The 24,307-nt window shown below is 72.0% G+C and carries 21 protein-coding genes; 8 read left to right on the plus strand and 13 right to left on the minus strand.

The genetic code is table 11. The features are described 5' to 3' along the window. Window positions 1–175: 175 nt before the first annotated feature. Window positions 176–577 (minus strand): cobalamin B12-binding domain-containing protein, encoded by a 402-nt coding sequence (locus tag ACIGFK_RS31765; protein WP_365172474.1) that lies wholly within the window; start codon window positions 575–577, stop codon window positions 176–178. 182 nt (window positions 578–759) lie between these two features. On the opposite strand from ACIGFK_RS31765, the gene ACIGFK_RS31770 reads away from it, so the two are divergent. Next, entirely contained in the window at window positions 760–1,542 is a 783-nt protein-coding gene (locus ACIGFK_RS31770) for an esterase/lipase family protein (RefSeq protein ID WP_376660524.1), read from the plus strand. Window positions 1,543–1,762: 220 nt separating this feature from the next. Then, window positions 1,763–3,292: a peptidoglycan DD-metalloendopeptidase family protein gene (locus ACIGFK_RS31775; protein WP_400054578.1), complete on the plus strand. Its 1,530-nt coding sequence runs from the start codon at window positions 1,763–1,765 to the stop codon at window positions 3,290–3,292. A 28-nt stretch (window positions 3,293–3,320) separates the two neighbouring features. Here the strand turns inward: ACIGFK_RS31775 and pcrA are convergent, their stop codons facing one another. Continuing rightward, window positions 3,321–5,822, minus strand: coding sequence for a DNA helicase PcrA (gene pcrA / locus ACIGFK_RS31780; protein ID WP_376660522.1), 2,502 nt, complete (start codon window positions 5,820–5,822; stop codon window positions 3,321–3,323). Further along, entirely contained in the window at window positions 5,806–6,147 is a 342-nt protein-coding gene (locus ACIGFK_RS31785; RefSeq protein ID WP_376660521.1) for an ArsR/SmtB family transcription factor, read from the minus strand. The genes pcrA and ACIGFK_RS31785 overlap by 17 nt, the downstream gene beginning before the upstream one ends. A gap of 110 nt (window positions 6,148–6,257) precedes the next feature. Between ACIGFK_RS31785 and ACIGFK_RS31790 the strand changes: the two genes are divergently transcribed. The 3 genes from ACIGFK_RS31790 to ACIGFK_RS31800 all read left to right on the plus strand — a co-directional run bounded on the left by ACIGFK_RS31790 (window position 6,258) and on the right by ACIGFK_RS31800 (window position 8,777). Next, on the plus strand, window positions 6,258–7,184 hold the full coding sequence (locus ACIGFK_RS31790) for an alpha/beta fold hydrolase (RefSeq protein ID WP_376660520.1): 927 nt from the start codon (window positions 6,258–6,260) through the stop codon (window positions 7,182–7,184). 79 nt (window positions 7,185–7,263) lie between these two features. Then, the gene (locus tag ACIGFK_RS31795; RefSeq protein WP_376660519.1) at window positions 7,264–7,617 is read left to right on the plus strand and encodes a hypothetical protein; all 354 of its coding nucleotides are present in this window, start codon (window positions 7,264–7,266) and stop codon (window positions 7,615–7,617) included. Between the two features lie 116 nt (window positions 7,618–7,733). Next, entirely contained in the window at window positions 7,734–8,777 is a 1,044-nt protein-coding gene (locus ACIGFK_RS31800) for an NlpC/P60 family protein (protein ID WP_376660518.1), read from the plus strand. Between the two features lie 41 nt (window positions 8,778–8,818). Here ACIGFK_RS31800 and ACIGFK_RS31805 read toward each other — a convergent pair whose 3' ends face one another. The 3 genes from ACIGFK_RS31805 to ACIGFK_RS31815 all read right to left on the minus strand — a co-directional run bounded on the left by ACIGFK_RS31805 (window position 8,819) and on the right by ACIGFK_RS31815 (window position 12,024). Further along, a complete protein-coding gene (locus tag ACIGFK_RS31805; RefSeq protein WP_376660517.1) occupies window positions 8,819–9,931 on the minus strand; it encodes an alpha/beta hydrolase in 1,113 nt (370 codons plus the stop codon). A 117-nt stretch (window positions 9,932–10,048) separates the two neighbouring features. Continuing rightward, complete coding sequence (locus ACIGFK_RS31810; RefSeq protein WP_376660516.1) at window positions 10,049–10,738, minus strand: LuxR C-terminal-related transcriptional regulator; 690 nt, start codon at window positions 10,736–10,738, stop codon at window positions 10,049–10,051. Next, entirely contained in the window at window positions 10,735–12,024 is a 1,290-nt protein-coding gene (locus ACIGFK_RS31815; RefSeq protein ID WP_376660515.1) for a PspC domain-containing protein, read from the minus strand. Before ACIGFK_RS31815 ends, ACIGFK_RS31810 begins: the two co-directional genes overlap by 4 nt. A gap of 131 nt (window positions 12,025–12,155) precedes the next feature. Here ACIGFK_RS31815 and ACIGFK_RS31820 point away from each other — a divergent pair, with 131 nt between their 5' ends. Then, window positions 12,156–13,454 carry a PspC domain-containing protein gene (locus ACIGFK_RS31820; protein ID WP_400054582.1) on the plus strand — a complete coding sequence of 433 codons (1,299 nt, stop codon included), beginning with the start codon at window positions 12,156–12,158 and terminating at the stop codon, window positions 13,452–13,454. After that, the gene (locus ACIGFK_RS31825; RefSeq protein ID WP_376660513.1) at window positions 13,441–13,665 is read left to right on the plus strand and encodes a hypothetical protein; all 225 of its coding nucleotides are present in this window, start codon (window positions 13,441–13,443) and stop codon (window positions 13,663–13,665) included. The genes ACIGFK_RS31820 and ACIGFK_RS31825 overlap by 14 nt, the downstream gene beginning before the upstream one ends. Here ACIGFK_RS31825 and ACIGFK_RS31830 read toward each other — a convergent pair. From ACIGFK_RS31830 to guaA, 4 genes are all read right to left on the minus strand, one after another. Then, complete coding sequence (locus ACIGFK_RS31830; protein WP_376660512.1) at window positions 13,611–14,117, minus strand: DoxX family protein; 507 nt, start codon at window positions 14,115–14,117, stop codon at window positions 13,611–13,613. The two genes, ACIGFK_RS31825 and ACIGFK_RS31830, sit on opposite strands and share 55 nt — an antisense overlap. Window positions 14,118–14,135: 18 nt before the next feature. Next, the gene (locus tag ACIGFK_RS31835) at window positions 14,136–15,401 is read right to left on the minus strand and encodes a hypothetical protein (RefSeq protein ID WP_400054585.1); all 1,266 of its coding nucleotides are present in this window, start codon (window positions 15,399–15,401) and stop codon (window positions 14,136–14,138) included. A gap of 102 nt (window positions 15,402–15,503) precedes the next feature. Continuing rightward, window positions 15,504–16,265, minus strand: a complete 762-nt coding sequence (locus ACIGFK_RS31840; RefSeq protein WP_376660510.1) for a class II aldolase/adducin family protein — start codon at window positions 16,263–16,265, stop codon at window positions 15,504–15,506. A 253-nt stretch (window positions 16,266–16,518) separates the two neighbouring features. Then, window positions 16,519–18,105, minus strand: coding sequence for a glutamine-hydrolyzing GMP synthase (guaA, locus tag ACIGFK_RS31845; protein ID WP_376662496.1), 1,587 nt, complete (start codon window positions 18,103–18,105; stop codon window positions 16,519–16,521). A gap of 250 nt (window positions 18,106–18,355) precedes the next feature. Between guaA and ACIGFK_RS31850 the strand changes: the two genes are divergently transcribed. Continuing rightward, window positions 18,356–18,664: a chorismate mutase gene (locus ACIGFK_RS31850; protein WP_386467475.1), complete on the plus strand. Its 309-nt coding sequence runs from the start codon at window positions 18,356–18,358 to the stop codon at window positions 18,662–18,664. Between the two features lie 479 nt (window positions 18,665–19,143). Here the strand turns inward: ACIGFK_RS31850 and ACIGFK_RS31855 are convergent, their stop codons facing one another. The 3 genes from ACIGFK_RS31855 to ACIGFK_RS31865 all read right to left on the minus strand — a co-directional run bounded on the left by ACIGFK_RS31855 (window position 19,144) and on the right by ACIGFK_RS31865 (window position 24,284). Beyond that, window positions 19,144–20,928 (minus strand): GMC oxidoreductase, encoded by a 1,785-nt coding sequence (locus tag ACIGFK_RS31855; RefSeq protein WP_400054588.1) that lies wholly within the window; start codon window positions 20,926–20,928, stop codon window positions 19,144–19,146. Between the two features lie 11 nt (window positions 20,929–20,939). Continuing rightward, window positions 20,940–22,571 carry a succinic semialdehyde dehydrogenase gene (locus ACIGFK_RS31860; protein WP_376660797.1) on the minus strand — a complete coding sequence of 544 codons (1,632 nt, stop codon included), beginning with the start codon at window positions 22,569–22,571 and terminating at the stop codon, window positions 20,940–20,942. A gap of 93 nt (window positions 22,572–22,664) precedes the next feature. Beyond that, the gene (locus ACIGFK_RS31865) at window positions 22,665–24,284 is read right to left on the minus strand and encodes a protein kinase (RefSeq protein ID WP_376660796.1); all 1,620 of its coding nucleotides are present in this window, start codon (window positions 24,282–24,284) and stop codon (window positions 22,665–22,667) included. Window positions 24,285–24,307 lie beyond the last annotated feature (23 nt).

The following is a 24,307-nucleotide window of genomic DNA, read 5'->3' on the forward strand; positions in this document are numbered from 1 at the left end:
TCCCTCCGGGGGAGGGCAGGGCTGGCGCGGTGGGTGGGGCGGGTGCCGGTCGCCGCTGCGCGGAGCCGCTCCCCGCCCCGCCCTTCCACCGTTCCCCGGGGCTCCGCCCCGGACCCCAGTCCTCAAACGCCGGACGGGCTGGAACTGCCCCCGGCGACGGGGGCCGGGCCGGAGGCTACTGGCGGACGTTCGCGCGGACCCAGTCCACGATGGCCGTCGTCGTCGCGCCCGGGGTGAAGATCGCGGCCACGCCCTTGGCCTTCAGCGGAGCGATGTCGTCCTCCGGGATGATGCCGCCGCCGAAGACCTTGATGTCCTCCGCGTCGCGCTCCTTGAGCAGCTCGAGGACGCGGGCGAACAGCGTGTTGTGGGCGCCGGAGAGGATCGAGAGGCCGATCGCGTCGGCGTCCTCCTGGATCGCGGTGTCCACGATCTGCTCGGGGGTCTGGTGCAGGCCCGTGTAGATGACCTCCATGCCTGCGTCCCGCAGCGCCCGCGCGATCACCTTGGCCCCGCGGTCGTGGCCGTCGAGACCCGGCTTGGCCACCACCACACGGATCGGACCGGTCACACCCATCGCACTGCCTCCCGAGTGAACGAACGTTAAGTACAGCATCGCGCACGCCACCGTTTCACGGTCAACCACGAGGGGGAAATCACACGTGGGACGGCATTGCGCCACCGTGCCGCCAGCCGCACGGCACGGTGGCGCTACCGGCCGCGGTCCCGAAGGCTCAGGGGAGGCCAGGGGAGGCCGCAATGGGGCTGTCCATACCCGTGTCGATACCCACGTCCGGCGCCGCGCTGCGGGCCGGCGCGCTCGAGGTGGTCGTGCTCGGCGGACACCTTCTCCTCTATCCCACCGGAGTGTGCCAGGAGAAGACCGTCCCCGACCCGCCTTCGGCGCGGCCGCCCGTACTGCTCCTCCACGGGTTCACCGACAACCGTTCCGTCTTCGTCCTGCTGCGCCGCGCGCTCGGCGCCGGCGGCCTGCGGCACGTGGAGGCGTACAACTACTCGCCCTTCACACGCGACCTGCGCGTCACGGCCCGCCACCTCGCCCGGCGCGTGGAGGAGCTGTGCGCGCGGACCGGCCAGGACCGGGTGGACCTCGTGGGGCACAGCCTGGGCGGGCTGGTCGGCCGGTACTACGTCCAGCGCCTCGGCGGTGACGCCCTCGTCCGCACCCTCGTCACGCTCGGCACCCCGCACTCCGGCACGGCGGTCGCCCCCTTCATGGACGCGCACCCGCTGGTGCGGCAGATGCGGCCCGACTCCGAGGTGCTGGCCGAACTGGCGATGCCCGCGCCCGGCTGCGCCACCCGGTGCGTCGCGTTCTGGAGCGAGTTCGACGCACTGATGGCCCCGGTGGGGACGGCCAGGATCGAGCACCCGGATCTCCGCGTGGAGAACGTGGAGGTCACCGGCATCGGACACCTCGCGCTGCCCGCGCACCCCACCGTGATCGCCGCGGTCCGGCGGGCCCTCGACGGGGCCGCCCCGGCGGCCGTCGCGGGCCCGGGAGCCGCGTCGGTCGCGTAGCCGCCGGACGGCCTGAAGTCGAACGAATTTCGAACTCAAGGCCAAGGGTGCGTCTTTCGGCGACCGAAAGACGGCCGAATGCCCGGTTCCGGCGATCCAGAAACCCTCCGAAGATTGTCGATGCGAGGAACCGCCGGGTACAGTCACGCCACTGCTCTCCTCCGGTGAACCCCGGTTCACCGGCCACCCAGGCCCCACTGCCGAGGCGAAAGAGAAGTTGGTGAACGACCGCCCAACGTCGGGCCAGTACCCGGATTTCGGGTACGACGGCCTCGGCACCACCACTTTCGCTGGTGACTCGACCTACGTTTCCTACGAAACGCAGGGTCAGGGGGTCAACTACGCGACCTACGGCTCCTATGAGACCGGCGCGTACGACACCACGGCGTGGACCTCCCAGGACGGTTATCTGTCCAGCATCCCCGCGCAGACCGCACCCGCGGACACGACGGGGCAGTGGGACTCGAGCGCCTGGAGCGCTCCGAACACGGACTACTCCGGCTATCAGACGGCGCCTTCGTTCGGCTACGACACCTCGGCCGAGCAGACCGGGCACTGGGCGATGCCGGGTTACGGCACCGAGACCGGCGCCTACGACGCCACCGCCTGGAACACGGCCGGAACGGGCTTCACGGACGTCACGGGCTACTCCGCCTATACCGAGCAGCAGCAGCCCGCGCAGCAGGAGTACGCGTACGAGGCGACCACCGTTGGCTATGCCTACGAGGTCCCCTCCGTCCCCGTCGCCGACGAACCCGACCCCTACGCCGAGACCTCCGTCTTCGAGCCCGTCCCCGCTGCTGCGGCCGACGACGCGGCACTCGACGAAGCACCCGAGGCGCCCGACGCGCCGGGCGACCCCGAGGCGTACGAGTCGTACGAGGTCCCCGAGGTGCACCAGGTGCACGACCTGCCCACCCAGGCCATGCCGGTGACCCCCGGGCCGCGCTCCGCGCGCCGGAACGCCCCCAAGGGCAAGGGCGGCGGCAACGCCAAGGCGGGCAGCAGCAGCCGCCGCAGGACCCCGGCGAAGCGTTCCGCCCTGCTGACCGTGGCCGTGCCCTCCGCCTGCGTGATGGGCGTCGCGGGCATCGCGGCCGCCTCCGTCGGCGGGCTCACGGGCACGGAGAAGTCCTCCGACGACACCACGACGATGGCCGCACCCGACCCGGCCTCCGTGAAGCCGGTCGCGGCGAACACCAAGCTCGACACGCAGCTGACGGCACTCAGCGCCGACGCGGGCGACTTCGCGGACCGCGCGAGCCGCACGCAGGAGCGCATCGACCTGCGCCTGCGTCAGGAAGAGGAAAAGAAGAAGAAGGCGGAGGAGGAGGCGGCCAAGGAAGCGGCCCGCCCCAAGTTCGCCATCCCCGTCTCGCAGCACGGCCTCAGCGCCAGCTTCGGGCAGGCCGGCGGCATGTGGATGTCGGTGCACACCGGCATCGACTTCCCGGTCTCCTACGGAACCCCGGTCATGGCCGCCACCGACGGCACCGTGCGCACCCAGTGGAACAGCGCCTACGGCAACATGGCCATAGTGACCTCGCCCGACGGCACCGAGACCTGGTACTGCCACCTCAGCAGCACCAAGATCCGGTCCGGCAAGGTCAAGGCGGGCGACGTGATCGCGTACTCCGGCAACTCCGGCAACTCCACCGGCCCGCACCTCCACTTCGAGGTACGGCCCGGCGGCGGCAGCGCGATCGACCCCCTGCCGTGGCTCCGCAGCCACGGCCTGGACCCCCGCTGAGCGAGGGTCCCTCCAGGCCCTGCGACCGCTACAGCTTCTGCACCGGCGCGTAGCGCAGGAGCAGCCGCTTCGGCTTGTCGTCCCCGAAGTCGATGGTGGCCTGCGCGTCCGAACCGGCGCCCTTGACCTCCATGACGGTGCCGAGCCCGAACTGGTCGTGCGTGACCCGGTCCCCGACCGCCAGGGCGATGACCGGCTTGTCGGCCGCCCGGCGCGTCGCGAATCCCGACGGACCCGACTTCGTGCGCGACGAGGACAGGAACGACTCCGGCGAGGTGCCGAACGAGGCCTTCCCGCCGCCCATGCTCCGCATCGGACCGGCCGGCTTCTGCGCGGCACCGGTGCGCTTCCACTGCAGGTACTGCGCCGGGATCTCCTCGAGGAACCGCGACGGAGGGTTGTACGAGGGGGTGCCCCACGCGCTGCGCATGCTCGAGCGGGTCAGGTACAGCCGCTCGCGGGCGCGCGTGATGCCGACGTAGGCGAGCCGGCGCTCCTCCTCCAGCTCCTTGGTCTGGCCGAGCGCGCGCATGTGCGGGAAGACCCCGTCCTCCATGCCGGTCAGGAAGACCACCGGGAACTCGAGGCCCTTGGCGGTGTGCAGGGTCATCAGCGTGATGACGCCCGTGCCGTCCGTGTCCTCGTCCGGGATCTGGTCGGAGTCGGCGACGAGCGCGACCTGCTCGAGGAACTCTGCGAGGGTGCCGGGGCCGGGGGCCGGGGCGCCGGTTTCGGCCGCCTCGGTGGCAGCAGCCTCCCGGGCCTGCTCGAATTCGAGCGCCACGGCCGCGAGTTCCTGGAGGTTCTCGATGCGCGTCTCGTCCTGCGGGTCGGTCGACGCCTGGAGCTCGGCAAGGTATCCGGTGCGCTCCAGCACCGCCTCCAGGACCACGGCGGGCCCGGCGCCGGAGTCGACGATGGTGCGCAGCTCCTCCATCAGGACGTTGAACCGCTTGACCGCGTTCGTCGAGCGGGCGGCCATGCCGAAGGCCTCGTCCACGCGCCGCAGCGCCTGGGGGAAGGTGATCTTCTCGCGCATCGCGAGCGCGTCGATCATCGCCTCGGCGCGCTCGCCGATGCCGCGCTTGGGCACGTTCAGGATGCGGCGGAGCGGGACGTTGTCCTCGGGGTTGGCCAGGACGCGCAGGTAGGCCAGGACGTCCCGGACCTCCTTGCGCTCGTAGAAGCGGACGCCGCCGACGACCTTGTAGGGCAGTCCGACGCGGATGAAGATCTCCTCGAACACGCGCGACTGGGCGTTGGTCCGGTAGAAGATCGCGACGTCGCCGGCCTTCGCGTCCCCGGCGTCCGTCAGCCGGTCGATCTCGTCGGCGACGAACTGGGCCTCGTCGTGCTCGGTGTCCGCGACGTAGCCGGTGATGACGGCGCCGGTGCCGGCCTGGGTCCACAGGTTCTTCGCGCGGCGGTTCTCGTTGCGCTCGATGACGGCGTTGGCGGCGGAGAGGATCGTCTGCGTGGAGCGGTAGTTCTGCTCCAGCAGGATCGTCGTCGCGTCCTTGTAGTCCTCTTCGAACTGGAGGATGTTGCGGATGGTCGCGCCGCGGAAGGCGTAGATCGACTGGTCGGCGTCACCCACCACGCAGAGCTCGGCCGGGGGCAGGTCCGGGTAGCCGGTCCCGACCAGCTCGCGCACGAGCGTGTACTGCGCGTGGTTGGTGTCCTGGTACTCGTCGACGAGGACGTGGCGGAAGCGGCGCCGGTAGTGCTCGGCGACGTCCGGGAACGCCTGGAGCAGGTGGACCGTGGTCATGATGATGTCGTCGAAGTCGAGCGCGTTGGCCTCGCGCAGCCGCCCCTGGTACATCGCGTAGGCCTGGGCCAGGGTCTTCTCGAAGCCGTCCGCGGCCTGGTCGGCGAAGGCCTCTTCGTCGATCAGCTCGTTCTTCAGGTTGGAGATCTTCGCGTTGAAGGCCTTGGGCGGGAACTTCTTCGGGTCCAGGTCCAGATCGCGGCAGACGAGCGCCATCAGGCGCTTCGAGTCCGCGGCGTCGTAGATCGAGAACGACGAGGTGAAGCCGAGCCGCTTGGACTCGCGGCGCAGGATGCGGACGCACGCGCTGTGGAAGGTGGAGACCCACATGGCGTTCGCGCGCGGGCCGACCAGGCCCTCGACGCGCTCCTTCATCTCACCGGCGGCCTTGTTGGTGAAGGTGATCGCCAGGATCTGGCCGGGGTGCACGTTCCGCGCGGACAGCAGGTGTCCGATGCGGTGCGTGAGCACGCGCGTCTTGCCGGAGCCGGCGCCGGCCACGATGAGCAGCGGGGAGCCCGCGTGCACCACGGCGGCCGCCTGCTGCTCGTTCAGCCCGTCCAGGAGCGTCGCCGGGTCGATGACGGGCCTGGGGGCCCCGTCCCGGTAGTACGCATCCCCGGACATGGGCATGTCGAACTTGCCCCCGAAGAGATCGTCCGCGCCCGACTCGGGGGCGGCGTGGTCCTCGGGCGGCGGCGGGACCTCGTCGGAGGGGGTGAGGTCGGCCAGGAAGCTGTCGTCAAAGAGGCTGCTCATCGCATTCCGAGTCTAGGGGGCGGGACCGACAGCCGAGCACGAGTTCCAGGAGACCGGGGAAGCACCGGTCCAGGTCGTCACGGCGCAGCGCCAGGTAGAGCTTGCGCCCGCGCGGCCGCTGGCAGATCACTCCGCTCTCGCGCAGCGTCCTGAGGTGGTGCGTGACGCTGGACCGGGGCAGGTCCGGCACGACCTCGCCGCAGAACGCCTCCTCCCCGGAGGCCAGCTTGCGGACGATCTCCAGCCGGACGGGGTGCCCGAGCGCCGCCAGGACCTCGACCAGGTCGATGCGGTCGGTGGCGGGGTGGGTCAGCTCAGCAGGCATGCACCAACTGTACGCAGATCTCGTACGGACATTGCCAGACCGTACGAAGATCTCGTACCGTCATGACCGTACGAGATCTTCGTACGGTCAATCCGACATGAGGACACCCCATGCCCACCACTCCGCCCACCCCGCTCGACGACGCCGCGCTGGACGAGGCCGCGCTCGACGACGCAGCCCTCGCCGCCTCCCTCGACGGCGCCTTCACCAGCCGCCACGCCGAGGTCAACGGCACCCGCCTCCACTACGTGCAAGGCGGCAGCGGCGAACCCCTCGTCCTCCTCGGCGGCTGGCCCCAGACCTGGTGGCAGTGGAACAAGGTGATGCCCGCGCTGGCCCGCCGCCACCGGGTGATCGCCGTCGACCTGCGCGGCATGGGCGGCTCCGCCAAGCCGGAGACGGGGTACGACAAGAAGACGATGGCCGCCGACCTCCGCGCCCTCCTCGACCACCTCTCCATCGGCTCCGCGCACATCGCCGGCCACGACATCGGCGCGATGGTCGCCTACGCCTTCGCCGCGAACCACCCCGGGGCCACCCGCCGCATCGCCCTGCTCGACGTCTCGCACCCGGACGAGAGCTGGGCGCAGATGCCGCTGCTCCCCCGGTCCGGCCTGCACCACCTGTGGTGGTTCGCCTTCAACCAGGTGGAGGGGCTGCCCGAGCAGCTCCTGGAGGGCCGCTACCACCTCCTGCTGGACCGGCTGTTCTCGGACATGGCCGTCGACCAGGCCTCGATCGACGCCCGCTCCCGCGCGGTGTACGCCCGGGCCTACGACTCCCCGGACGCGATCCGCGCGGGCAACGCCTGGTACCGCACCTTCGGCCAGGACATCGCCGACCTCGCCGGCTACGCCCCCGTGACCGCGCCGCTGCTCGCCCTCGGCGGCGAACACAGCAACTACGAGCGGCTGCTCGCCGCGGTCCCGGCGCTCGGCACCGACACCCGGGTCGTCCGCGTCGACGGCAGCGGCCACTACCTGGCGGAGGAGCAGCCGGAGTTCGTGGCCGCCGAACTGACCCGGTTCTTCGGCTGACCGGCACGCCCGCCGCGGCGCCGCCGCATTCGCCCGCCTGACCGAAAACCGTGATCAGGCACCCCGTACGCTCGACGCCATGGACGTACTCATCAACGCCTTCGTCGGCCTGCACATCATCGGAATAGCCTCGCTCCTCGGAGGCTTCCTCACCCAGATGAAGGCGATGAGCGCGGGCACCGCACGCTTCGTGCCGGCCATGCTGCACGGCGCACTCACCATGCTCGTCACCGGCGTGCTGCTGGTCGGCTTCCGGGAGATGGACGGGGGCTCCCTCAACCACGTCAAGATCGGCGTGAAGCTGGCGGTCCTCTTCGTGGTCCTCGCCCTCGTCTACGTGAAGCGCGACGAGGAGCGCGTCGAGAAGGCGCTGTTCGGCGCGGTCGGCGGACTGACCGTGATCAACATCTTTATCGCCGTTCTCTGGCACTGACGACAAGCGATCCACCACATCCGATCAGTTCGGGTCATCTCGTCATCCGCCCGTTACTTCCAGGTTTAGCGTCCTCCCCCAAGACCCAGCCGACAGGGGAAGGACGTGAGGCCCTCGTGGCCAGTCATCGAAAGCCCAGGCAGCGCCCGCTCTCCGGCGGAACGGTACGGACGACCGCCGCCACCCTGGCCCTCGCGGGCGCTGCCACCGCCACCGCCTTCGAAGGCACCTCCCAGGCCGACCCCCAGCCCACCCCCTCGCAGGTCAAGGCGGAGGTGGACCGGCTCTACGAGGAGGCCGAGGCGGCGACCGAGCGGTACAACGGGGCGAAGGAGAGGGCCGACGAGGCCGAGCGGGCCCTGACCGGCCTGCGCGACGAGACCGCCCGCAAGACCGACCAGCTCAACGCCGCCCGCAGCGCCCTCGGTTCGCTCGCCGCCGGCCAGTACCGCAGCGGCTCCCTCGGCACCGCCGTGCAGCTCGCCCTGGCCGCCGACCCGCAGGAGTACCTGTCCCAGGCCGCGATCGTCACCCGCGCCCAGGAGCGCAACGCCGCGGGGATCAGCACCGTGCGCCGCCGCCTCGACGAGGTGGGCAAGCTCCGCGAACAGGCCGCCGGCCGGCTCGCCGACCTCCGCTCGCGGCAGGACGAACTCGCCGAGCACAAGGCGGAGATCGAGGGCAAGCTCAGCGCGGCCAAGCAGCTGCTCGCCAGGCTCACCGCCGAACAGCGCGCCGCGTACGAGGCCCAGTCGGCCGGTGCCGCCCCCGCCGGGCCGCACACCGCGACCCCGCCCCCGCCTTCCGATGGCTCGCGCGCGGCCCGCGCGGTGGCCTTCGCGTACGGGGCGATCGGGAAGCCGTACGTGTGGGGCGCGACGGGCCCGGGGTCCTTCGACTGCTCGGGGCTGACCCAGGCGGCCTGGCGCTCGGCCGGGGTCTCCCTCCCCCGCACCACCTACACCCAGATCAATGCCGGACAGCGGGTCTCACGCGATCAGCTGGCCCCCGGCGACCTGGTGTTCTTCTACTCCGGGGTGACTCACGTCGGGCTCTACATCGGCAACGGACAGATGATCCACGCCCCGCGTCCCGGGTCCACGGTCCGCATCGCCCCGGTCGACTCGATGCCGTGGGCCGGCGCCTCGCGCCCCGCATAGCCGGCATCGCCCGCGCAGTACTTGCAGTACTCGCAGCGCCGCTACGGCGCCTTGACCACGCCGCTCAGCCAGCCGAAGGTCTGCGGGAGCTGCTTGGACCACGCCTCGAGGTTGTGGCCGCCGACCACCTTCTCCGCGTGCACCACGGTCGGCGCCTTCGCGAGCCCCTTCAGGTCCATGCCGGACAGGTAGCCGTCCTGTTCGGCCCCCGACATCCACAGCGAGACCGCCGGCGGCTTGGGCGCCGCCTGGAGCACGGCCTTGAGGTTGTGCGTACGGCGCAGCTCCGGGTCCTGGGCGACCAGCGAGGAGGGCTCCTGGCCCGGGTCGTTGTAGCCGGACAAGGAGACGGCGGCGCTGTAGCGGTCGGGGTGGGCGATCGCGAGCTTGGCGGCGCAGTAGGCGCCCGCCGAGTACCCGGCCACGCCCCAGTGCTTGGGGTCCTCGGAGGTCCGGAAGTTGTCGGTGACCATCTTGCGGACGTCGACGCTGAACCAGCTGTCGGCGTTGACCTTGCCGGGGATGTTGGCGCAGCCGGTGTCGCCGTTGCCGAGCAGCATGGCGCGCGGCGAGACGAGGATGAACGGCTGCACCTTCCCGCTCTTCATCAGCGGTTCCAGCACCTCGTGCGCGTGGAGCCCCTGGAACCAGGACTTGCCGGTCCCGGGGATGCCGGGGATCAGCTCGACCACGGGGAACTTCTTGTCCTTGTAGGCCGGTTCGTCGTACTGCGGCGGCAGCCACACCATGACGTCGCCCTTGACCCCCGATATCTTGCCGTCGAGTTCGGTCTTCTTGACCCGCCCGCCGAGGCCCTCCACCGGCTGGAAGTCCTGGTGCACCTTCGGGGCCTGCTTGACCTCCTCGGCCTTCTTCCCGCCGAGCCCGTCCGGGCCGAGGTCGGGGGCGGCCTGGACGTACTTGCCGGTGCCGAACAGGTCACCCCAGGAGGCGTAGAAGTTCTCCGCCCGGTTCACGGCGACGAACACGACGGCGACGGCGGTGACCTGAGCGAACACCACCATCAGCGCGCGGACCGCCACGCGTGCGGCGGCGGGGCCGCGCACCTTGCTCCACAAGGCCAGCGGAAGGATGACGGCGACCGCGGTGAGCACGATCGCCGTCACGAAGAAGGGTGTCCCCGTCAGGCTCATCACGCCACCCAAGAGGGCGGCGTGATGCCGTCCGGTTGCCCTCGCCGACTGCGTCGTGGATCACACCCCGGGGCCCGGCCCCGGGGTGTCGCCGCGGGTTCACCCGCAGGTCAGGCGTCAGACGAGGCGGCGCGCGGTGGCCCAGCGGGTCAGCTCGTGGCGGTTGGAGAGCTGGAGCTTCCTGAGTACCGCCGAGACGTGCGATTCGACCGTCTTCACCGAGATGAACAGCTGCTTGGCGATCTCCTTGTACGCGTAGCCGCGCGCGATCAGCCGCAGCACCTCGCGCTCGCGCTGGGTGAGGCGGTCCAGGTCCTCGTCGATCGGCGGGGCGTCCGTCGAGGCGAAGGCGTCGAGCACGAAGCCCGCCAGCCGCGGCGAGAACACCGCGTCGCCGTCCTGCACGCGGAAGACCGAGTTCACCAGTTCGGTGCCGGTGATGGTCTTGGTGACGTACCCGCGGGCGCCGCCCCGGATGACGCCGATGACGTCCTCGGCGGCGTCGGACACCGACAGCGCCAGGAACCGCACCGGGTTCTCCGCCGCCGCCATCAGCGGGGCGCAGCGCCGCAGCACCTCGACCCCGCCGCCGCCGGGCAGGTGCACGTCGAGCAGGACCACCTCGGGGCGGGTGGCGGTGATGACGGTGACGGCCTGGTCGACGTCGGCCGCCTCGCCGACGACCTCGACCCCGGTCCGGTCGGTCTCGCCGATCTCCGCCTGTACGCCCGCGCGGAACATCCGGTGGTCGTCGACGAGTACCACCCGGACCCTCCGGGTTTCCTTCTCAGCGCTGTCCTCGGTCATGCCGCCTTCGCCGCCCTCTCCATCTCCAGCTCGACTTCCGTGCCGCCGTCGGGCGCGGACCGCAGTCGTGCGGTCCCCCCGTTGCGCTGCATCCGGCCGATGATCGATTCTCGTACGCCCATGCGGTCGTCCGGTACCGCGTCCATGTCGAAACCCGGTCCGCGGTCGCGTACGGACACGAACACCGTCTGCCCGTCCACTTCGGCGTACACCTGTACCGGCCCGCCCTCGCCACCGTACTTGGCGGCGTTGACCATCGCCTCGCGCGCGGCCTGGATCTGTGCGCCCAGCTTCTCGTCGAGCGGGCAGTCCCCGACGACGACGACCTCGATGGGCACCCCGTGGTGGTCCTCCACCTCGGCGGCGGTCTTCTTCACGGCGTCCGCGAGGGTGGACGGCTCCTCGGCCTCGTCCTTGCCGGTGCCCTCGGGCTTGTAGAGCCAGTTCCGCAGCTCGCGCTCCTGGGCCCGGGCGAGGCGCCGCACCTCGCCGACGTCCTCCGCGTTGCGCTGGATCAGGGTGAGGGTGTGCAGGACGGAGTCGTGGACGTGGGCGGCGACCTCGGCGCGTTCCTGGGCGCGGATGCGCATCAGGCGTTCCTCGGAGAGGTCCTGCGTCATGCGGATCAGCCAGGGACCGGCGAGCAGGGCGACGCCGACGAGGACGGCGAGGGTGGCGGTGAGGACGTTGCCGAGCTGCGCGGCGGAGCCCCGTACGACGATGAAGACGGTCAGGCCCACGCCGACGAGGGCGACCCCGGCGAGGGCCCGGGCGGCCTGGAACAGCCGGCCGCGACGCGCGACGGCGTCCCCCCAGTGGGCGCGCCGCGCGTTGTCGGCCTGCCGCCATACGAGGACCACGCCCGCGCCGACGAGCAGCGTCGGCCACACGTAGCGGCCGGAGGAGCCGCCGGCCTGGAGCTTCGCGATGAAGATCCACACGCCGACGAAGAGGGCTATGAGTGCGAGGACCTGGCCCTTGTCGGGGCGGCGCAGGTGGCGGCCGCCGTCGGTGAGGGTCTCGAAGAAGGAGCGGTTCGCAGACCGGCCGCCGACGCCGAGCGGTACGAAGACCCAGAACGCGCCGTAGAGCAGCACGCCGAGGCCGTCCCCGAACATGAACAGGCCGAGGAAGGCGAGGCGGACCCAGACCACGGGCAGGCCGAGGTGCCCGGCGAGACCGCGTGCGACTCCGCCGAGCATCCGGCCGTCGGCGCTGCGGTAGAGCTTGCGCGGCGGCGCCTCGTCGGTATCGGGCACGTGGTGGGGAGCGGCGGCTACGGGCATGTCACCAAGGGTCACATGCGCGCGGGCGGCCGGGCATCAGGGCATCCCCCCATTCAGGACGGGGGGATATCAGGGTTGCGCCAGGGTTGGGCCGGATGCCCGGGGCGTTCCGGGCCCGTCACCATGGAGGCATGACCGAAGTACACGACGCCCCACCGGCCGGTGCCGGGGCCCCGCAGCCCCCCGACGCCCGGCCGCCCCTTCGCCGCAGCAGGCGCGACAAGGTCCTCGCGGGCGTGTGCGGAGGGCTGGGCCGGTACTTCGACCTGGATCCCGTGGTCTTCCGGATCGTCCTGGGCGTCCTCACCGTCACCGGGGGCGTCGGGCTGATCTTCTACGGCTTCGCGTGGCTGATGCTCCCGCAGGAGGGCGAGGAGGAGAGCGAGGCGAAGAAGCTGCTGACCGGCCGGGTGGAGGGCGCCACGCTGGCGGCGGTGTTCGCGGCCCTGGTCGGCTGCGCGCTGTTCCTGTCGATGCTGGACAACGGCGGGCTCGCGGTCTTCTCGATCCTGGTCGTCCTGGCGCTGGGCGGTGCCTCGTACTGGTCGCAGCGGCGCCGGGCCCGGGCGCCGGAGGCGGAGATGCCGGCCGCGCACTCCCCCGCGCCGCCGGAGACGCAGGCCCCGCCCGTGCCCGGCAGCCCGTCCTGGTGGCGGGACCCGCTGGTCAAGGACGGCACCACCGGCCCGGTCGGGTCCACCGGGTACCTGTGGGGCCCCGCGGACGCCGAGGACGCACCGGCCCGCGGCACGGCCCCGCGGGCGCCCGAGAAGCCCGCCCCCGCACCGGTGCGCCCGGGCGGCGGGATCGGCGGGCGGATCTTCGTACTGGCCGTGCTGGCGGGGATCGCCGGGGCCGCCTCCGTCTGGGAGGGCAGCACGCTCGGCCACGCCCTCCAGATCGGGCTCGCCGCGGCGCTGGCCGTCTTCGGCCTGGGTCTCGCGGTCAGCTCGGTCAAGGGCCGCACCGGCTTCGGGACCGTTCTGCTGGGGCTCGTCACCGCCGGGCTGCTGGCGGGCGCGTCGGCGCTGCCGCCCGAGATCGGCACCGACTTCGAGCGGGTGGCGTGGCGGCCCGCGTCGGTGGCCGACGTACGGCCCGTGTACGAGGCGGGCACCGGGCTCGCCACCCTGGACCTGAGCCGGCTGGACGTCCCGAAGGGCACCACCGTTTCGGTCCGCGCGTCCGTCGAGGCGGGCCGGCTGAAGGTGATCGTGCCCCGGGAGGTCACGGCGCAGGCCGACGTGTCGGTCAAGCTGGGCGACATCCACATGCCCGGGGAGACCAGCCAGGACGTACGCATCAAGAGCGGCGGCGAAACCCAGACGCAGACGCTGCCGCCCACCGCCGGCACGCAGGCCGGCGGGACGATCGATCTGCACCTGCACGCGGGTGTCGGACAGGTGGAGGTGGCCCGTGCCGCGTCATGAGTTCCAGCCGGGACGGCTCCTCGCGGGGATCGTGCTGCTGACCGCGGGAGTGATGTACCTGCTCGACGCGGCGGGCGAGGCCGACGTGCCGTGGTTCCTGGTCGTCCCCATGGCCCTGGGCGGGCTCTGCCTCGCCGCCCTGGTGGGGATGGTGACCTATGCGGTGCGCAGGGACCGGCGCGACCGGATCACGGAGTCCAGCGACAGGTAGGGCGCCCCGGCGAGGATCAGCGGGGTCCATGCCATCAGGTAGATCAGGTCGTTGCCGTAGTAGTACGGGGTCACCGCCCACGACACCGTCAGCCAGAGGCTGAGCGAGATCAGCGCTCCGCCGAGGGCCGCGATCCGGGTCAGCAGGCCGGCCAGCACTCCGAGGCCGACGAGCAGTTCCCCGATGGCGATGGCCACCGCGAAGCCGATGGGGGCCTTCAGCGCCAGGTCCACCATGGCCGGGATCGCGGCGGTGTCGCGCACCCCGTGCATCAGGTCGCCGATGGATCCCGTGCCGGTGGCGGACAGGAATGCGGGGTCGGTCAGTTTGTCGAGCCCCGCGTAGACGAAGGTCACGCCGAGGAAGATCCTCAGGGGCAGCAGGGCATGGCGGGAGGCAGGGGCGAGCAGCCCCTCCGCTCTGGACTGGACGTCAGTTCCGGTGAGGGTCACCCCTCATGTCTACCCCGATCATTCGGCCACGTCGATGATGCAGCGGTTGGATTCCACTCCTGCGGCCGTGATGACCTGGATGTCGATCCGTCCCGGCTCCACTTCCGCGGGCACCGGCACGGTCAGCACCGCGTCGGAGGGGTTGGTGAACCCGCCCGCCACCGGGACCAGCGGCACGTGGACGTGGATCGTGCCGATCCGCACCACCAGCCGGGCCAGCATCTCCGGCGTCTGCGCCCCGGGCGGTACGAATCCCACGCCCCGGATCTCGAGGTCGTCCCCGGGGCGGACCGCGGCGTCCAGGTCCCCGGGCTCGCGTCTGCGGACCACCGACAGGACGAGGGGGCGGCTGCCCTCCGCGTACTTCGCCGCGAGGTACACCGCGGCCGACAGCGCCACCAGCAGCGCCAGCGCCCAGGGCAGCTGGGGGAGCCGTGCGGGGAAGCGGGCCAGCGACACCCCCGCGTAGGCGAGCACCACCGTGGACACCAGCACGTACTGGGCGTCGGGGAAGCTTCCGCGCCCCGCGTCGTCCGTCAGCAGGTCCACCCCGCGCGGCCGGTCCGCGGGCAGCTTCTGCAGTCGCTGGCCCATGATCTGTACGGAGACCACCCGGCGCACCAGCACCGCCACCGCCGAGGTCAGCGACACCACCGCCAGCAGCGGCAGCGCCCGGTCCAGTGCGAGCCCCGCGTAGAGGGCCTGGCGCTCGGGGCCCGGGGAGGAGGCCGCCAGCCGCAGGGCGGGCAGCAGCGTCGCGAAGGCCGTCAGCACGACCCAGGCGCTCGCCGCCGCCTTCGAGGTGGACAGCCGGTTGTCCTCGCCGACCAGCGGGGCCAGCAGCCCGCCGCGGACCGACTGGGCGCGTGCCGCGACCGTGAGCAGCCCGGCCAGCACCAGGGCGGCCAGCAGTCCGGCGGTGCGGGCGGTGGACCAGCCGGTGCCGAGCGCGGTGCCGACCTGGACCACCAGCAGGACCCCGGCGGCGATCCACACGGCGAGGACGGCCCGCCGGGAGAACAGGTACAGCCAGGAGTTCCCGGCCTCCCGGCCGCGGTCCGCGGCGGCGCGGGCCGACAGGGTCAGCTCGTCCGAGACCCACTGGCGGGAGGCGCCGAGGGAGTGCGCCACGGCGGCCGGCACGCCGTGGCCGGAGGCGAACTCATCGCGCTTCTCCAGGAACGCGGCGACCGCGCGGCGGTGCCCTTCCCGTGCGCACTCGTCGCAGGCGCAGGCGGCCGTGTGGGTACCGCGGGACATCTCAGACATCTCTTGGACAGCCACGTGCGTGCCACCTCTCTGAACTACGGTGCAATGCCAGCGAATTGTGCACCACTGGGGCAGTGCTCCGGATTGCGCACGATGTCAGAGCAGGTGATTAACGGTTCATGATGTTGACGCCACCTCTTCTCGGAGGGGCTGGTAGCTCACCCAGGCGGCCAGATCGGACCCGAACCGCGCGCGCGTGGCGACCGCCGAGCGATGGTCGACGGGCACCGCCTTCCCGGCGGCCCGGGCCGTCAGCTGCACCTGCGCCGCCCGCTCCGCCTCGATGAACCACCAGACCGCCGCGTCGACCGAGTCCCCGACCGTCAGCAGCCCGCGGTTGCGCAGGATCAGCGCCTTGTACGGGCCCAGCGCGTGCGCGATCCGGCCGGGCTCCTCCGCGCCGGTGAACTCGTCCAGCAGCGCGTGGTCCTCGTAGAAGGCACAGGCCTCCTCGGTGATCGGGGCGAGCAGTTCGCCCAGTGCCGCGAGTGCGCGGCCGTACGGGGCCTGCGCGCGCACCACGGCCACCGCGCCGGGGCGCAAGCGGTGGACGGCGGCGTGCACCGCGAAGGCCAGCTCGTTGACCCGGCGCCCGCCCCGGAGCACGCGCCCGTCCCCGTCGACCAGCAGCAGGTCGTCGGCGGTGAGGCCGGCGAAGGCCCGCCCGAACGGGTTCACCCAGTAGCAGTCCTCGAACTCGGGGTCCCGCGCGGTGATCTGCCCGCCGACCCCGCCCCCGTAGCCGAGCCGCGCCAGCAGCCGCAGCGCCTCGGCGAGCCGCTCCTTGCGGTGCGCGCGCTCCTCGTCGGCCGTGGCGAACCGGGGCGGCATCTCGAAGGCGAGCCGCTCCAGGGGCACGGGTACGGGCTGGTCCTGCATGGGCGCTCCTTCGACGGCTCGGCTCGCGGCGCAAGGTACCCGCGCCAGGCCGAGGAGACCAGAGCCGTGGCCCGGCCGCCGCCCCGCCGGAGAGCCGGACGGAGCCGGGCCCAGTCGGGCGGAGCCGGGCCCAGTCGGCCGGAGCCCGGGGGACGTCCCGGCGCCGACCGGTGCGAGGCCGGCGTCAGGGCAAACGACGGCGCCGCCGCTCAGCCAGGCTGAGCGGCGGCGCCGTCTGCGGGGGCGGGGGCCCCTACTCCCACTCGATGGTGCCCGGGGGCTTGCTCGTGCAGTCGAGGACCACGCGGTTGACCTCCGGCACCTCGTTGGTGATGCGGGTGGAGATCCGGGCGAGCACCTCGTACGGCATGCGCGTCCAGTCCGCGGTCATCGCGTCCTCGGAGGAGACGGGGCGCAGGACGATCGGGTGGCCGTAGGTACGGCCGTCACCCTGCACGCCGACGCTGCGGACATCGGCCAGCAGCACGACCGGGCACTGCCAGATCTCGCGGTCCAGGCCGGCCGCGGTCAGCTCGTGGCGGGCGATGGCGTCGGCCTCGCGCAGCAGGTCCAGGCGCTCCTTGGTGACCTCGCCGACGATGCGGATGCCGAGGCCGGGGCCGGGGAAGGGCTGGCGCTGGACGATCTCCTCGGGCAGGCCGAGTTCCTGGCCGACCATCCGGACCTCGTCCTTGAACAGCTGGCGCAGCGGCTCGACGAGCTCGAACTCGATGTCGTCGGGGAGGCCGCCCACGTTGTGGTGCGACTTGATGTTCGCGGTGCCGGTGCCGCCGCCCGACTCGACGACGTCCGGGTACAGGGTGCCCTGGACCAGGAAGGCGACCGCGGGGCCTTCCTCCTGCAGGATCTCCAGCTGGGCCTGCTCGAAGACGCGGATGAACTCGCGGCCGATGATCTTGCGCTTGGTCTCCGGGTCGGAGACGCCGGCCAGCGCGTTCAGGAAGCGCTCCTGCGCGTCGACGACCTTCAGCTGCACGCCCGTGGCGGCGACGAAGTCCTTCTCGACCTGCTCGGTCTCGCCCTTGCGCATCAGGCCGTGGTCGACGTAGACGCAGGTCAGCTGCGAGCCGATGGCCTTCTGCACGAGGGCCGCGGCGACCGCGGAGTCCACGCCGCCGGAGAGGCCGCAGATGGCGCGCTTGTCGCCGACCTGCGCCTTGATGGCCGCGATCTGCTCCTCGACGATGTTGCCGGTGGTCCAGCTGGGCTCCAGGCCCGCACCGCGGTAGAGGAAGTGCTCCAGGACCTGCTGGCCGTGCGTGGAGTGCATCACCTCGGGGTGGTACTGCACGCCGTACAGCTTCTTCTCGTCGTTCTCGAAGGCTGCGACCGGGACGACGTTCGTCGACGCGGTGACGGTGAAGCCCTCGGGGGCGGCGGAGCAGGCGTCGCCGTGGGACATCCACACCGACTGGTTCTCGGGGGTGCCCTCGAAGAGCGTGGAGCCGGACTTCGAGACGGACAGCGGGGTGCGGCCGTACTCGCGGGCGCCCGTGTTGTCGACCGTCCCGCCCAGGGTGGTCGCCATCAGCTGGAAGCCGTAGCACATGCCGAAGACGGGGATCCCGGCCTCGAAGATCGCGCGGTCGAGCTGCGGTGCGCCTTCTTCGTACACGGAGGACGGGCCGCCGGAGAGGATGATCGCCTTGGGGTTCTTGGCCAGCATCTCGTCGACGGGCATCGAGCTCGGCACGATCTCGCTGTAGACCCGTGCCTCGCGGACGCGGCGGGCGATGAGCTGGGCGTACTGGGCGCCGAAGTCGACGACGAGAACCGTGTCCGGGGCGCTGTCGTGGGCGGCGGAGGGTGCTTCTGGCACGGGGCGGCCTTCCGGCGGAAGAGGTGGTTGTATTTGTCGATTCTAACGGGGGACGCGGGTCCCTCTTCGTCTCACCATCCGAACCTGCTTGGCCCCGAGGGGGACGGGCGGCAATAATCGCCTCGTGCGCAAGCAGCTGAGCTTCCTCTTTACCTATGGCACCGGCCGGTCCGGTCGCCATGGGTCATCGTGATGCTCGCCTGAGCCACAGACTTCCCAGAGCGCCCCGGTCCGACAGGACCGGGGCGCTCTGCGTTCCGCTCCTGCCGGCCAGAACCCACAGGAGACGAAGACCATGACCACGATCACCACCACCCCCGAGCAGCTGATCGCCGACTCCCGTGTCCGCATCGACGCCATCGACGACCGGATCATCGGTCTGATCCAGGAGCGGATGGCCGTCTCGACGGTGATCCAGGACGCCCGGATCTCCTCCGGCGGCCGGCGGGTGCACCTGTCACGCGAGATGGAGGTGCTCTCGCATTGGAGCGATGCCCTCGGCAAGCCCGGCACCGCCCTCGCCATGACGCTGCTCGAGCTGTGCCGGGGCCGCGTCTGACGGCTGACGCCTGTTCGTCACCCGTCCGGACCGTGACGGCCTCCGGGGGCCTTCGTTGGTGAGGTTGTCCGCGCCAGCCAGGTGCGGGACCGCAACACCACGCGTGGCTCCGCCGGAGCGATGAGACGGGCGCCCCGTGGAGCGCCCGTCGTGGGACCTCGCTCCTTCGCGTGACCGGACGGCAGGGGACAGCAGCCCGGTCACCCCACAAAAGACGGCCGGCCCGGGGGACGCCCCGGGCCGGCCGTTCTTTCGTGCCCGCTCCCTACGGCGCCACGCGCGCCCGGCGGTCCGCCGCCCTGCCCGGGCCCTGCGAACCCCTCCCGCGACGGCGCGCTTTCACTGCGTGACGGACGCCACAGCCCCGCAGGGCGGATTCCGGTACAACCATCCGGGCTGACCACCTGTCACTCATGTACCGAGGTCGGTACCGCGCTCGGAGGGGGAGCGCGGTACCCGCCCGGCCATCCGGTTGCCGGCTACGGCGCGGGGTCCCGCTTCGGCGGGATCTCCGGGACCGCCAGGAACGGCAGCCGCAGCGCGCCGAAGGCCTCCTTCGGGACCGCCGGGCGGACCGGCTCGACCGCCGCGAGGCGTTCGTACGCCGCGCCCTGTTCGGGGCGCTGGTCCGGCTCGCCGTTGTTCGGCCAGTACGACATCGCCCGCTCCGCCTGCGCGGTGATCGTGAGCGAGGGGTTGACCCCGAGGTTGGCGGAGACGGCCGCGCCGTCCACCACCGATATGCCCGGGTGCCCGTAGAGCCGGTGGTACGGGTCCACGACGCCCTCCTCGGCGGAGGCGCCGATCGGGCAGCCGCCGAGGAAGTGCGCGGTCAGCGGGGTCCCCATCAGCTCGCCGATGTTGCTGCCCGGGAAGCCGTTGATCTCCTCGGCGAGCAGGGTGGCGGCCTGCGTGGCCTCCGCGATCTGCACCGGGTTGGGGGCTCCGTGGCCCTGGCGGGCGGTGAGCAGGCCCTTCCCGATGCCGCCGGGCTTGCGGTAGGTGGTCAGGGAGTTGTCCAGGGACTGCATGACCAGGCCGATGATGGTCCGCTCCGACCAGCGCCGGTTGGACAGGGAACGCGCCAGCTGCACGGGGTGGCGGGCGGTGCGGGCGAACCAGGCGCGGACCCGGTGCTTGGCGTAGGGGACCTGGAGGACGGTCATGAACCCCATGGCGTTGGAGCCCTTGCCGTAGCGGACGGGCTCGATGTGCGTATCGGCGTTGGGGTGCACGGACGAGGTGATCGCCACGCCGCGGGTGAAGTCGGCCCGTCGCTCCTTCCCGTGCCTCCGGCGGTAGCGGCGGTCGTCGGTCTGCGCGCCGACCAGGCCCTCGGAGTTGGTGCGGGTCAGGTCGCCGAGCCGGTCCGAGAGGTGCGGCAGTTCGCCGCGGTCCTTCATCGTGTGCAGCAGGGTCTGGGTGCCGTAGGTGCCGGCCGCGACGACCACGTACCGGGCGCGCAGCACCTTCGCCTTTCCCTTGCGCCGGCCGTCGGTGGGGACGGTGCGGACGCGGTAGCCGCCCTCCGGGTGGTCGGAGAGCGCGGTGACCGTCGTCATCGGGTGGATGACGGCGCCGGCGCGTTCGGCGAGGTGCAGGTAGTTCTCGTTCAGGGTGTTCTTCGCGCCGTGCCGGCAGCCGGTCATGCACTCGCCGCATTCGGTGCAGGCCTTGCGGGAGGGGCCGGCGCCGCCGAAGTAGGGGTCGGCGACCTCGTCCCCGGGCCGGACCTTCCGCTGTCCTTCGGCGTCGTCGCCGTCGCCGAAGAAGACGCCGACCGGCGCCATGTGGAAGGAGTCCCCGACGCCCATCTTCTCGGCGGCCGCCTTGAGGTGGACGTCGGAGGGGGTCATCGTCGGGTTGAGCCGCACGCCCAGCATCCGCTTGGCCTGGTCGTAGTAAGGGGCGAGTTCCTCGCGCCAGTCGGTGATGGACGCCCACTGGCGGTCCTCGAAGAAGGCCGCGGGCGGCACGTAGAGGGTGTTGGCGTAGTTGAGCGAGCCGCCGCCCACGCCGGCGCCCGCGAGCACCATCACGTTGCCGAGCAGGTGGATGCGCTGGATCCCGTACAGCCCGAGGGCCGGGGCCCACAGGTAGTTGCGCAGGTCCCAGCTGTTCCTGGGCAGGCTCTCGCGGGTGAAGCGGCGCCCTGCCTCCAGGACGCCGACCCGGTAGCCCTTCTCGGTGAGGCGCAGTGCCGAGACCGACCCCCCGAAGCCCGATCCGATGACGATGACGTCGTAGTCGTACGGCTCAGACACGTGCTGCCCCTTTAGCGGAGTCGGAGGGCCTTCATGACCTTGAGGCTGCGGGTCATGAACGCCGCGTACTTCTCGTCGTCCATGCCCAGGGAGGGCGCCATCGGGAGCAGTCGCTGGTGGGCGACGGTCTGGGCCTCGGTGTACTTGAGGATGCCCTCGGAGCCGTGGCGGCGGCCGAGGCCGGAGTCCTTCATGCCGCCCATGGGCGCCTGGGCACTGCCGTAGGCGGGGGCGTAGCCCTCGTTGATGTTGACGGTGCCGGTGCGCAGGCGGGCGGCGACGGCGTGGCCGCGGCGGGAGTCCTTGGTCCAGACGCTGGAGTTGAGGCCGTAGGCGGTGGCGTTGGCCTCCGCAATGGCCTGGTCCTCGTCGGTGAACCGGTAGATGGAGACGACGGGGCCGAAGGTCTCCTCGCCGCAGACCGCCATGGGCGCCTCGACGCCGTCGAGGATGGTCGGCTCGTAGAAGAGCGGGCCGATGTCGGGGCGGGCGGTGCCGCCGGCGACGAGGGTGGCGCCCTTGGCGACGGCCTCGTCGACGTGCCGCGTCACGGTCTCCAGCTGGCGTTCGCCGACCAGGGAGCCCATGTCGGCGCCGTAGGAGAGCGAGCCGCCCAGGCGCATGGCCTTGGTGCGGGCGGCGAACCGCTCGACGAAGGCGTCGGCGATCGAGGCGTGGACGTAGAGCCGCTCGATGGAGATGCACAGCTGGCCGGCGGAGGAGAAGCAGGCGCGGACGGCTCCCGCGGCGGCCTTCTCGATGTCGGCGTCGTGCAGGACGAGCATGGCGTTCTTGCCGCCGAGTTCGAGGGAGACCCCGACGAGGCGGTCGGCGGCGCCCCGGGCGACCTCGCGGCCGGTACGGGTGGAGCCGGTGAAGGAGACGTAGTCCGCGTGCCGGACCACCTCGGGGCCGACCACGGGGCCCTCGCCCAGCACTATCTGGAAGACCTCGGCGGGCAGACCGGCCTCGATCAGCAGGTCGCGGGCCCACAGGGCGGTCAGCGCGGTCTCGGTGTCGGGCTTCATGACCAGCGCGTTGCCCGCGACGAAGGCGGGCAGGGCGTCGCCGACCGACAGCTCGAGCGGGTAGTTCCAGGGGGCGATCTGGCCGACGACCCCGCGCGGCTGGCGCAGCTCGGTGACCTTGGTCAGCGTGGGCATGGCACCCGTGTGGCCCTTGGGGCGCAGGTACGCGGGGGCCTTCCGGCCGTAGTGGCGGGCCGCGACGGCGACCGCCTGGACCTCCTCGTGGGCGTGCAGGCGGGCCTTGCCGGTCTCCAGCTGGATGAGGTCGAGGACCTCGGCCTGCCGGGCCAGCACCAGGTCGTGGAAGCGCAGCAGCACCGCGGCCCGCTTGCGCGCGGGGACGGCCGCCCAGGCGGGCTGTGCGGCGCGGGCCCGCTCGAAGGCCTCGGCCACCTCCTCGGGGGTGGCCTCGGGAAGCTCCGCGAGCCGGTCCCCGGTGAAGGGGGTGTGGTTGGCGGTGCGGCCGGAGCCGATCACTCCGCGGGTCAGCCGGGCGACCAGGTCGGCAGTGACCACGTCGGCGGCGGTACGGGCGCCGGCCGGGGCCGGGGCTACCGGGTTGGTGGGCTGCGGCGCGGTCCGGAGAGGGGCGGCGGGGGCCTGCGAATCCGTCATGGCGGTGAGCGTATTGCGCCCGCGAGCCTTTGGGTACCCGTGGGTAACCGGATTTTGACATTTCCGCCAGTGATTGCTGGCGGAGTGGTGGAATCAGGACTTCGGAGCGGGCGGCTCCCAGCCGCTGAGCACGATGTCGAACTGCTGCTCGGTCGTGGCCCAGTCGGCGATGGGGCTCGACATGTAGATCGCGTACTCCGTGCCGTCCGGGGCGACGTACATCTGCTCCTTGGCCCGGCGCGGACCGGGGTGGGTCTGCTTCTCCGTCCAGCTGAAGTCCCAGAGCGCGGCCCGGGTGCTGTCCCGGAAGGTGTTCTGGTTCAGCCGCACCTTCTTGTAGTCCGTCCGCTTCTTCACCTGCTTCTCCAGGTCGAGCAGGTGCGCGTACGGGTCCTGGTAGTCCGGGGTGGGGTCGGCGGCGATCCGGATGAAGTGCTTCCCGTCGTCCGGGGTGTAGTCGATCTGGTCGCCGTTCGCCTTGCGCGTCCAGCCGTCCGGGACGAACAGGGTGAACCCGGCGATGGGGTCGGTGACCTTGTTGAAGCCGGCCGGCGGGGCCGCCGCCCGCGGCTTCCCGTCCTCGCCCGACTGCCCGCCCGTCGCACTCGCGACCTTGTCGTCCTCCGAGCCCCCGGTGTACTTGAGGACCCCGAACACACCGCCGCCGCCGAGCAGCGCCGCCACCAGCGCCACCACCGCGGCGCGCTTGAGCCAGCCGCCGCCCTGGTCGGCGGAGGCCGGCGCGGGAGCCGGCTGTTCCGGCAGCGCGGCGGTCTGCGCGGGCTCCACGGGGGCGGGCCGCTCCTCGGGCGGCTCCTGCGCCGGGGCGAGCTCTTCCGGCGTGACCGCGCGCGTGGGCACGTACGCCTGCGCCGCCTTCGGCTCGCGGCCCTCCATCGCCTCCAGCAGCATCCGCTCGGCCTCCTCCGCCGAGGGGCGCTCCGCGGGGTCCTTGCGCAGCAGGGCCGTGATCACCGGGCCCAGCGCCCCGGACTGGCGCAGGGCGGGCGGCTCGTCGTTGACGACGGCCTGGAGGCTGGAGATGGGCGAGGTACGGCGGAACGGCGACCGGGCCTCGACCGCCGTGTAGAGGGTGGCGCCGAGCGACCACAGGTCGGAGGCCGTGCCGGGGGTCCCGCCGGTGACCCGTTCGGGGGCCAGGTAGTCGATGGAGCCGACGATCTCGCCGGTGCGCGTGATGGAGGAGTCCCCCTCGATCGCGGCGATCCCGAAGTCCGTGAGCAGCACCCGGCCGTCCTTGGCCAGCAGCACGTTGCCCGGCTTCACGTCCCGGTGCAGCACGCCGACCGCGTGCGCGGCGCGCAGCGCGCCCAGCACGTGCAGGCCGATCCTGGCCGCCTCGCGGGGCTCGATCCGCCCGGCCGCCTTGGCCGCGTCGGCGAGGGAGGGACCGTCGATGTACTCCATGACGATCCAGGGCCGGTCGTCGTGCTCCAGCACGTCGTGGACGGTGACGACCGCAGGGTGCTGGATCCGGGCCGCGGCCCGTGCCTCCTTCTGCGTGCGGGCGTGCATGACGTCCCGGTCGGCCTGGGCGACGTACAGACCCGCCGTCAGTTCCTTGACGGCGACGGTCCTGTGCAGCAGCTCGTCATGCGCGCGCCACACCTTGCCCATGCCGCCGCGGCCGATGGGCTCGACGAGCCGGTACCGGCCCGCGAGCACGGTGCCCCCACCTGTCTGCTGTTCCACGAAATCCCGCCGCTCTCCACACT

It is taken from the genome of Streptomyces sp. NPDC085524 (assembly GCF_044541755.1).
GTDB lineage: Bacteria > Actinomycetota > Actinomycetes > Streptomycetales > Streptomycetaceae > Streptomyces.

What these genes read in the sequence shown, in the direction of transcription:
- ACIGFK_RS31860 (WP_376660797.1), bottom strand. Translation starts at nt 22,571, where the DNA reads ATGACGGATTCGCAGGCCCCCGCCGCCCCTCTCCGGACCGCGCCGCAG.
- ACIGFK_RS31765 (WP_365172474.1), bottom strand. Translation starts at nt 577, where the DNA reads ATGGGTGTGACCGGTCCGATCCGTGTGGTGGTGGCCAAGCCGGGTCTC.
- ACIGFK_RS31820 (WP_400054582.1), top strand. Translation starts at nt 12,156, where the DNA reads ATGACCGAAGTACACGACGCCCCACCGGCCGGTGCCGGGGCCCCGCAG.
- ACIGFK_RS31810 (WP_376660516.1), bottom strand. Translation starts at nt 10,738, where the DNA reads ATGACCGAGGACAGCGCTGAGAAGGAAACCCGGAGGGTCCGGGTGGTA.
- ACIGFK_RS31805 (WP_376660517.1), bottom strand. Translation starts at nt 9,931, where the DNA reads ATGAGCCTGACGGGGACACCCTTCTTCGTGACGGCGATCGTGCTCACC.
- ACIGFK_RS31770 (WP_376660524.1), top strand. Translation starts at nt 760, where the DNA reads ATGGGGCTGTCCATACCCGTGTCGATACCCACGTCCGGCGCCGCGCTG.
- ACIGFK_RS31785 (WP_376660521.1), bottom strand. Translation starts at nt 6,147, where the DNA reads ATGCCTGCTGAGCTGACCCACCCCGCCACCGACCGCATCGACCTGGTC.
- ACIGFK_RS31815 (WP_376660515.1), bottom strand. Translation starts at nt 12,024, where the DNA reads ATGCCCGTAGCCGCCGCTCCCCACCACGTGCCCGATACCGACGAGGCG.
- pcrA (WP_376660522.1), bottom strand. Translation starts at nt 5,822, where the DNA reads ATGAGCAGCCTCTTTGACGACAGCTTCCTGGCCGACCTCACCCCCTCC.
- ACIGFK_RS31790 (WP_376660520.1), top strand. Translation starts at nt 6,258, where the DNA reads ATGCCCACCACTCCGCCCACCCCGCTCGACGACGCCGCGCTGGACGAG.
- ACIGFK_RS31840 (WP_376660510.1), bottom strand. Translation starts at nt 16,265, where the DNA reads ATGCAGGACCAGCCCGTACCCGTGCCCCTGGAGCGGCTCGCCTTCGAG.
- ACIGFK_RS31795 (WP_376660519.1), top strand. Translation starts at nt 7,264, where the DNA reads ATGGACGTACTCATCAACGCCTTCGTCGGCCTGCACATCATCGGAATA.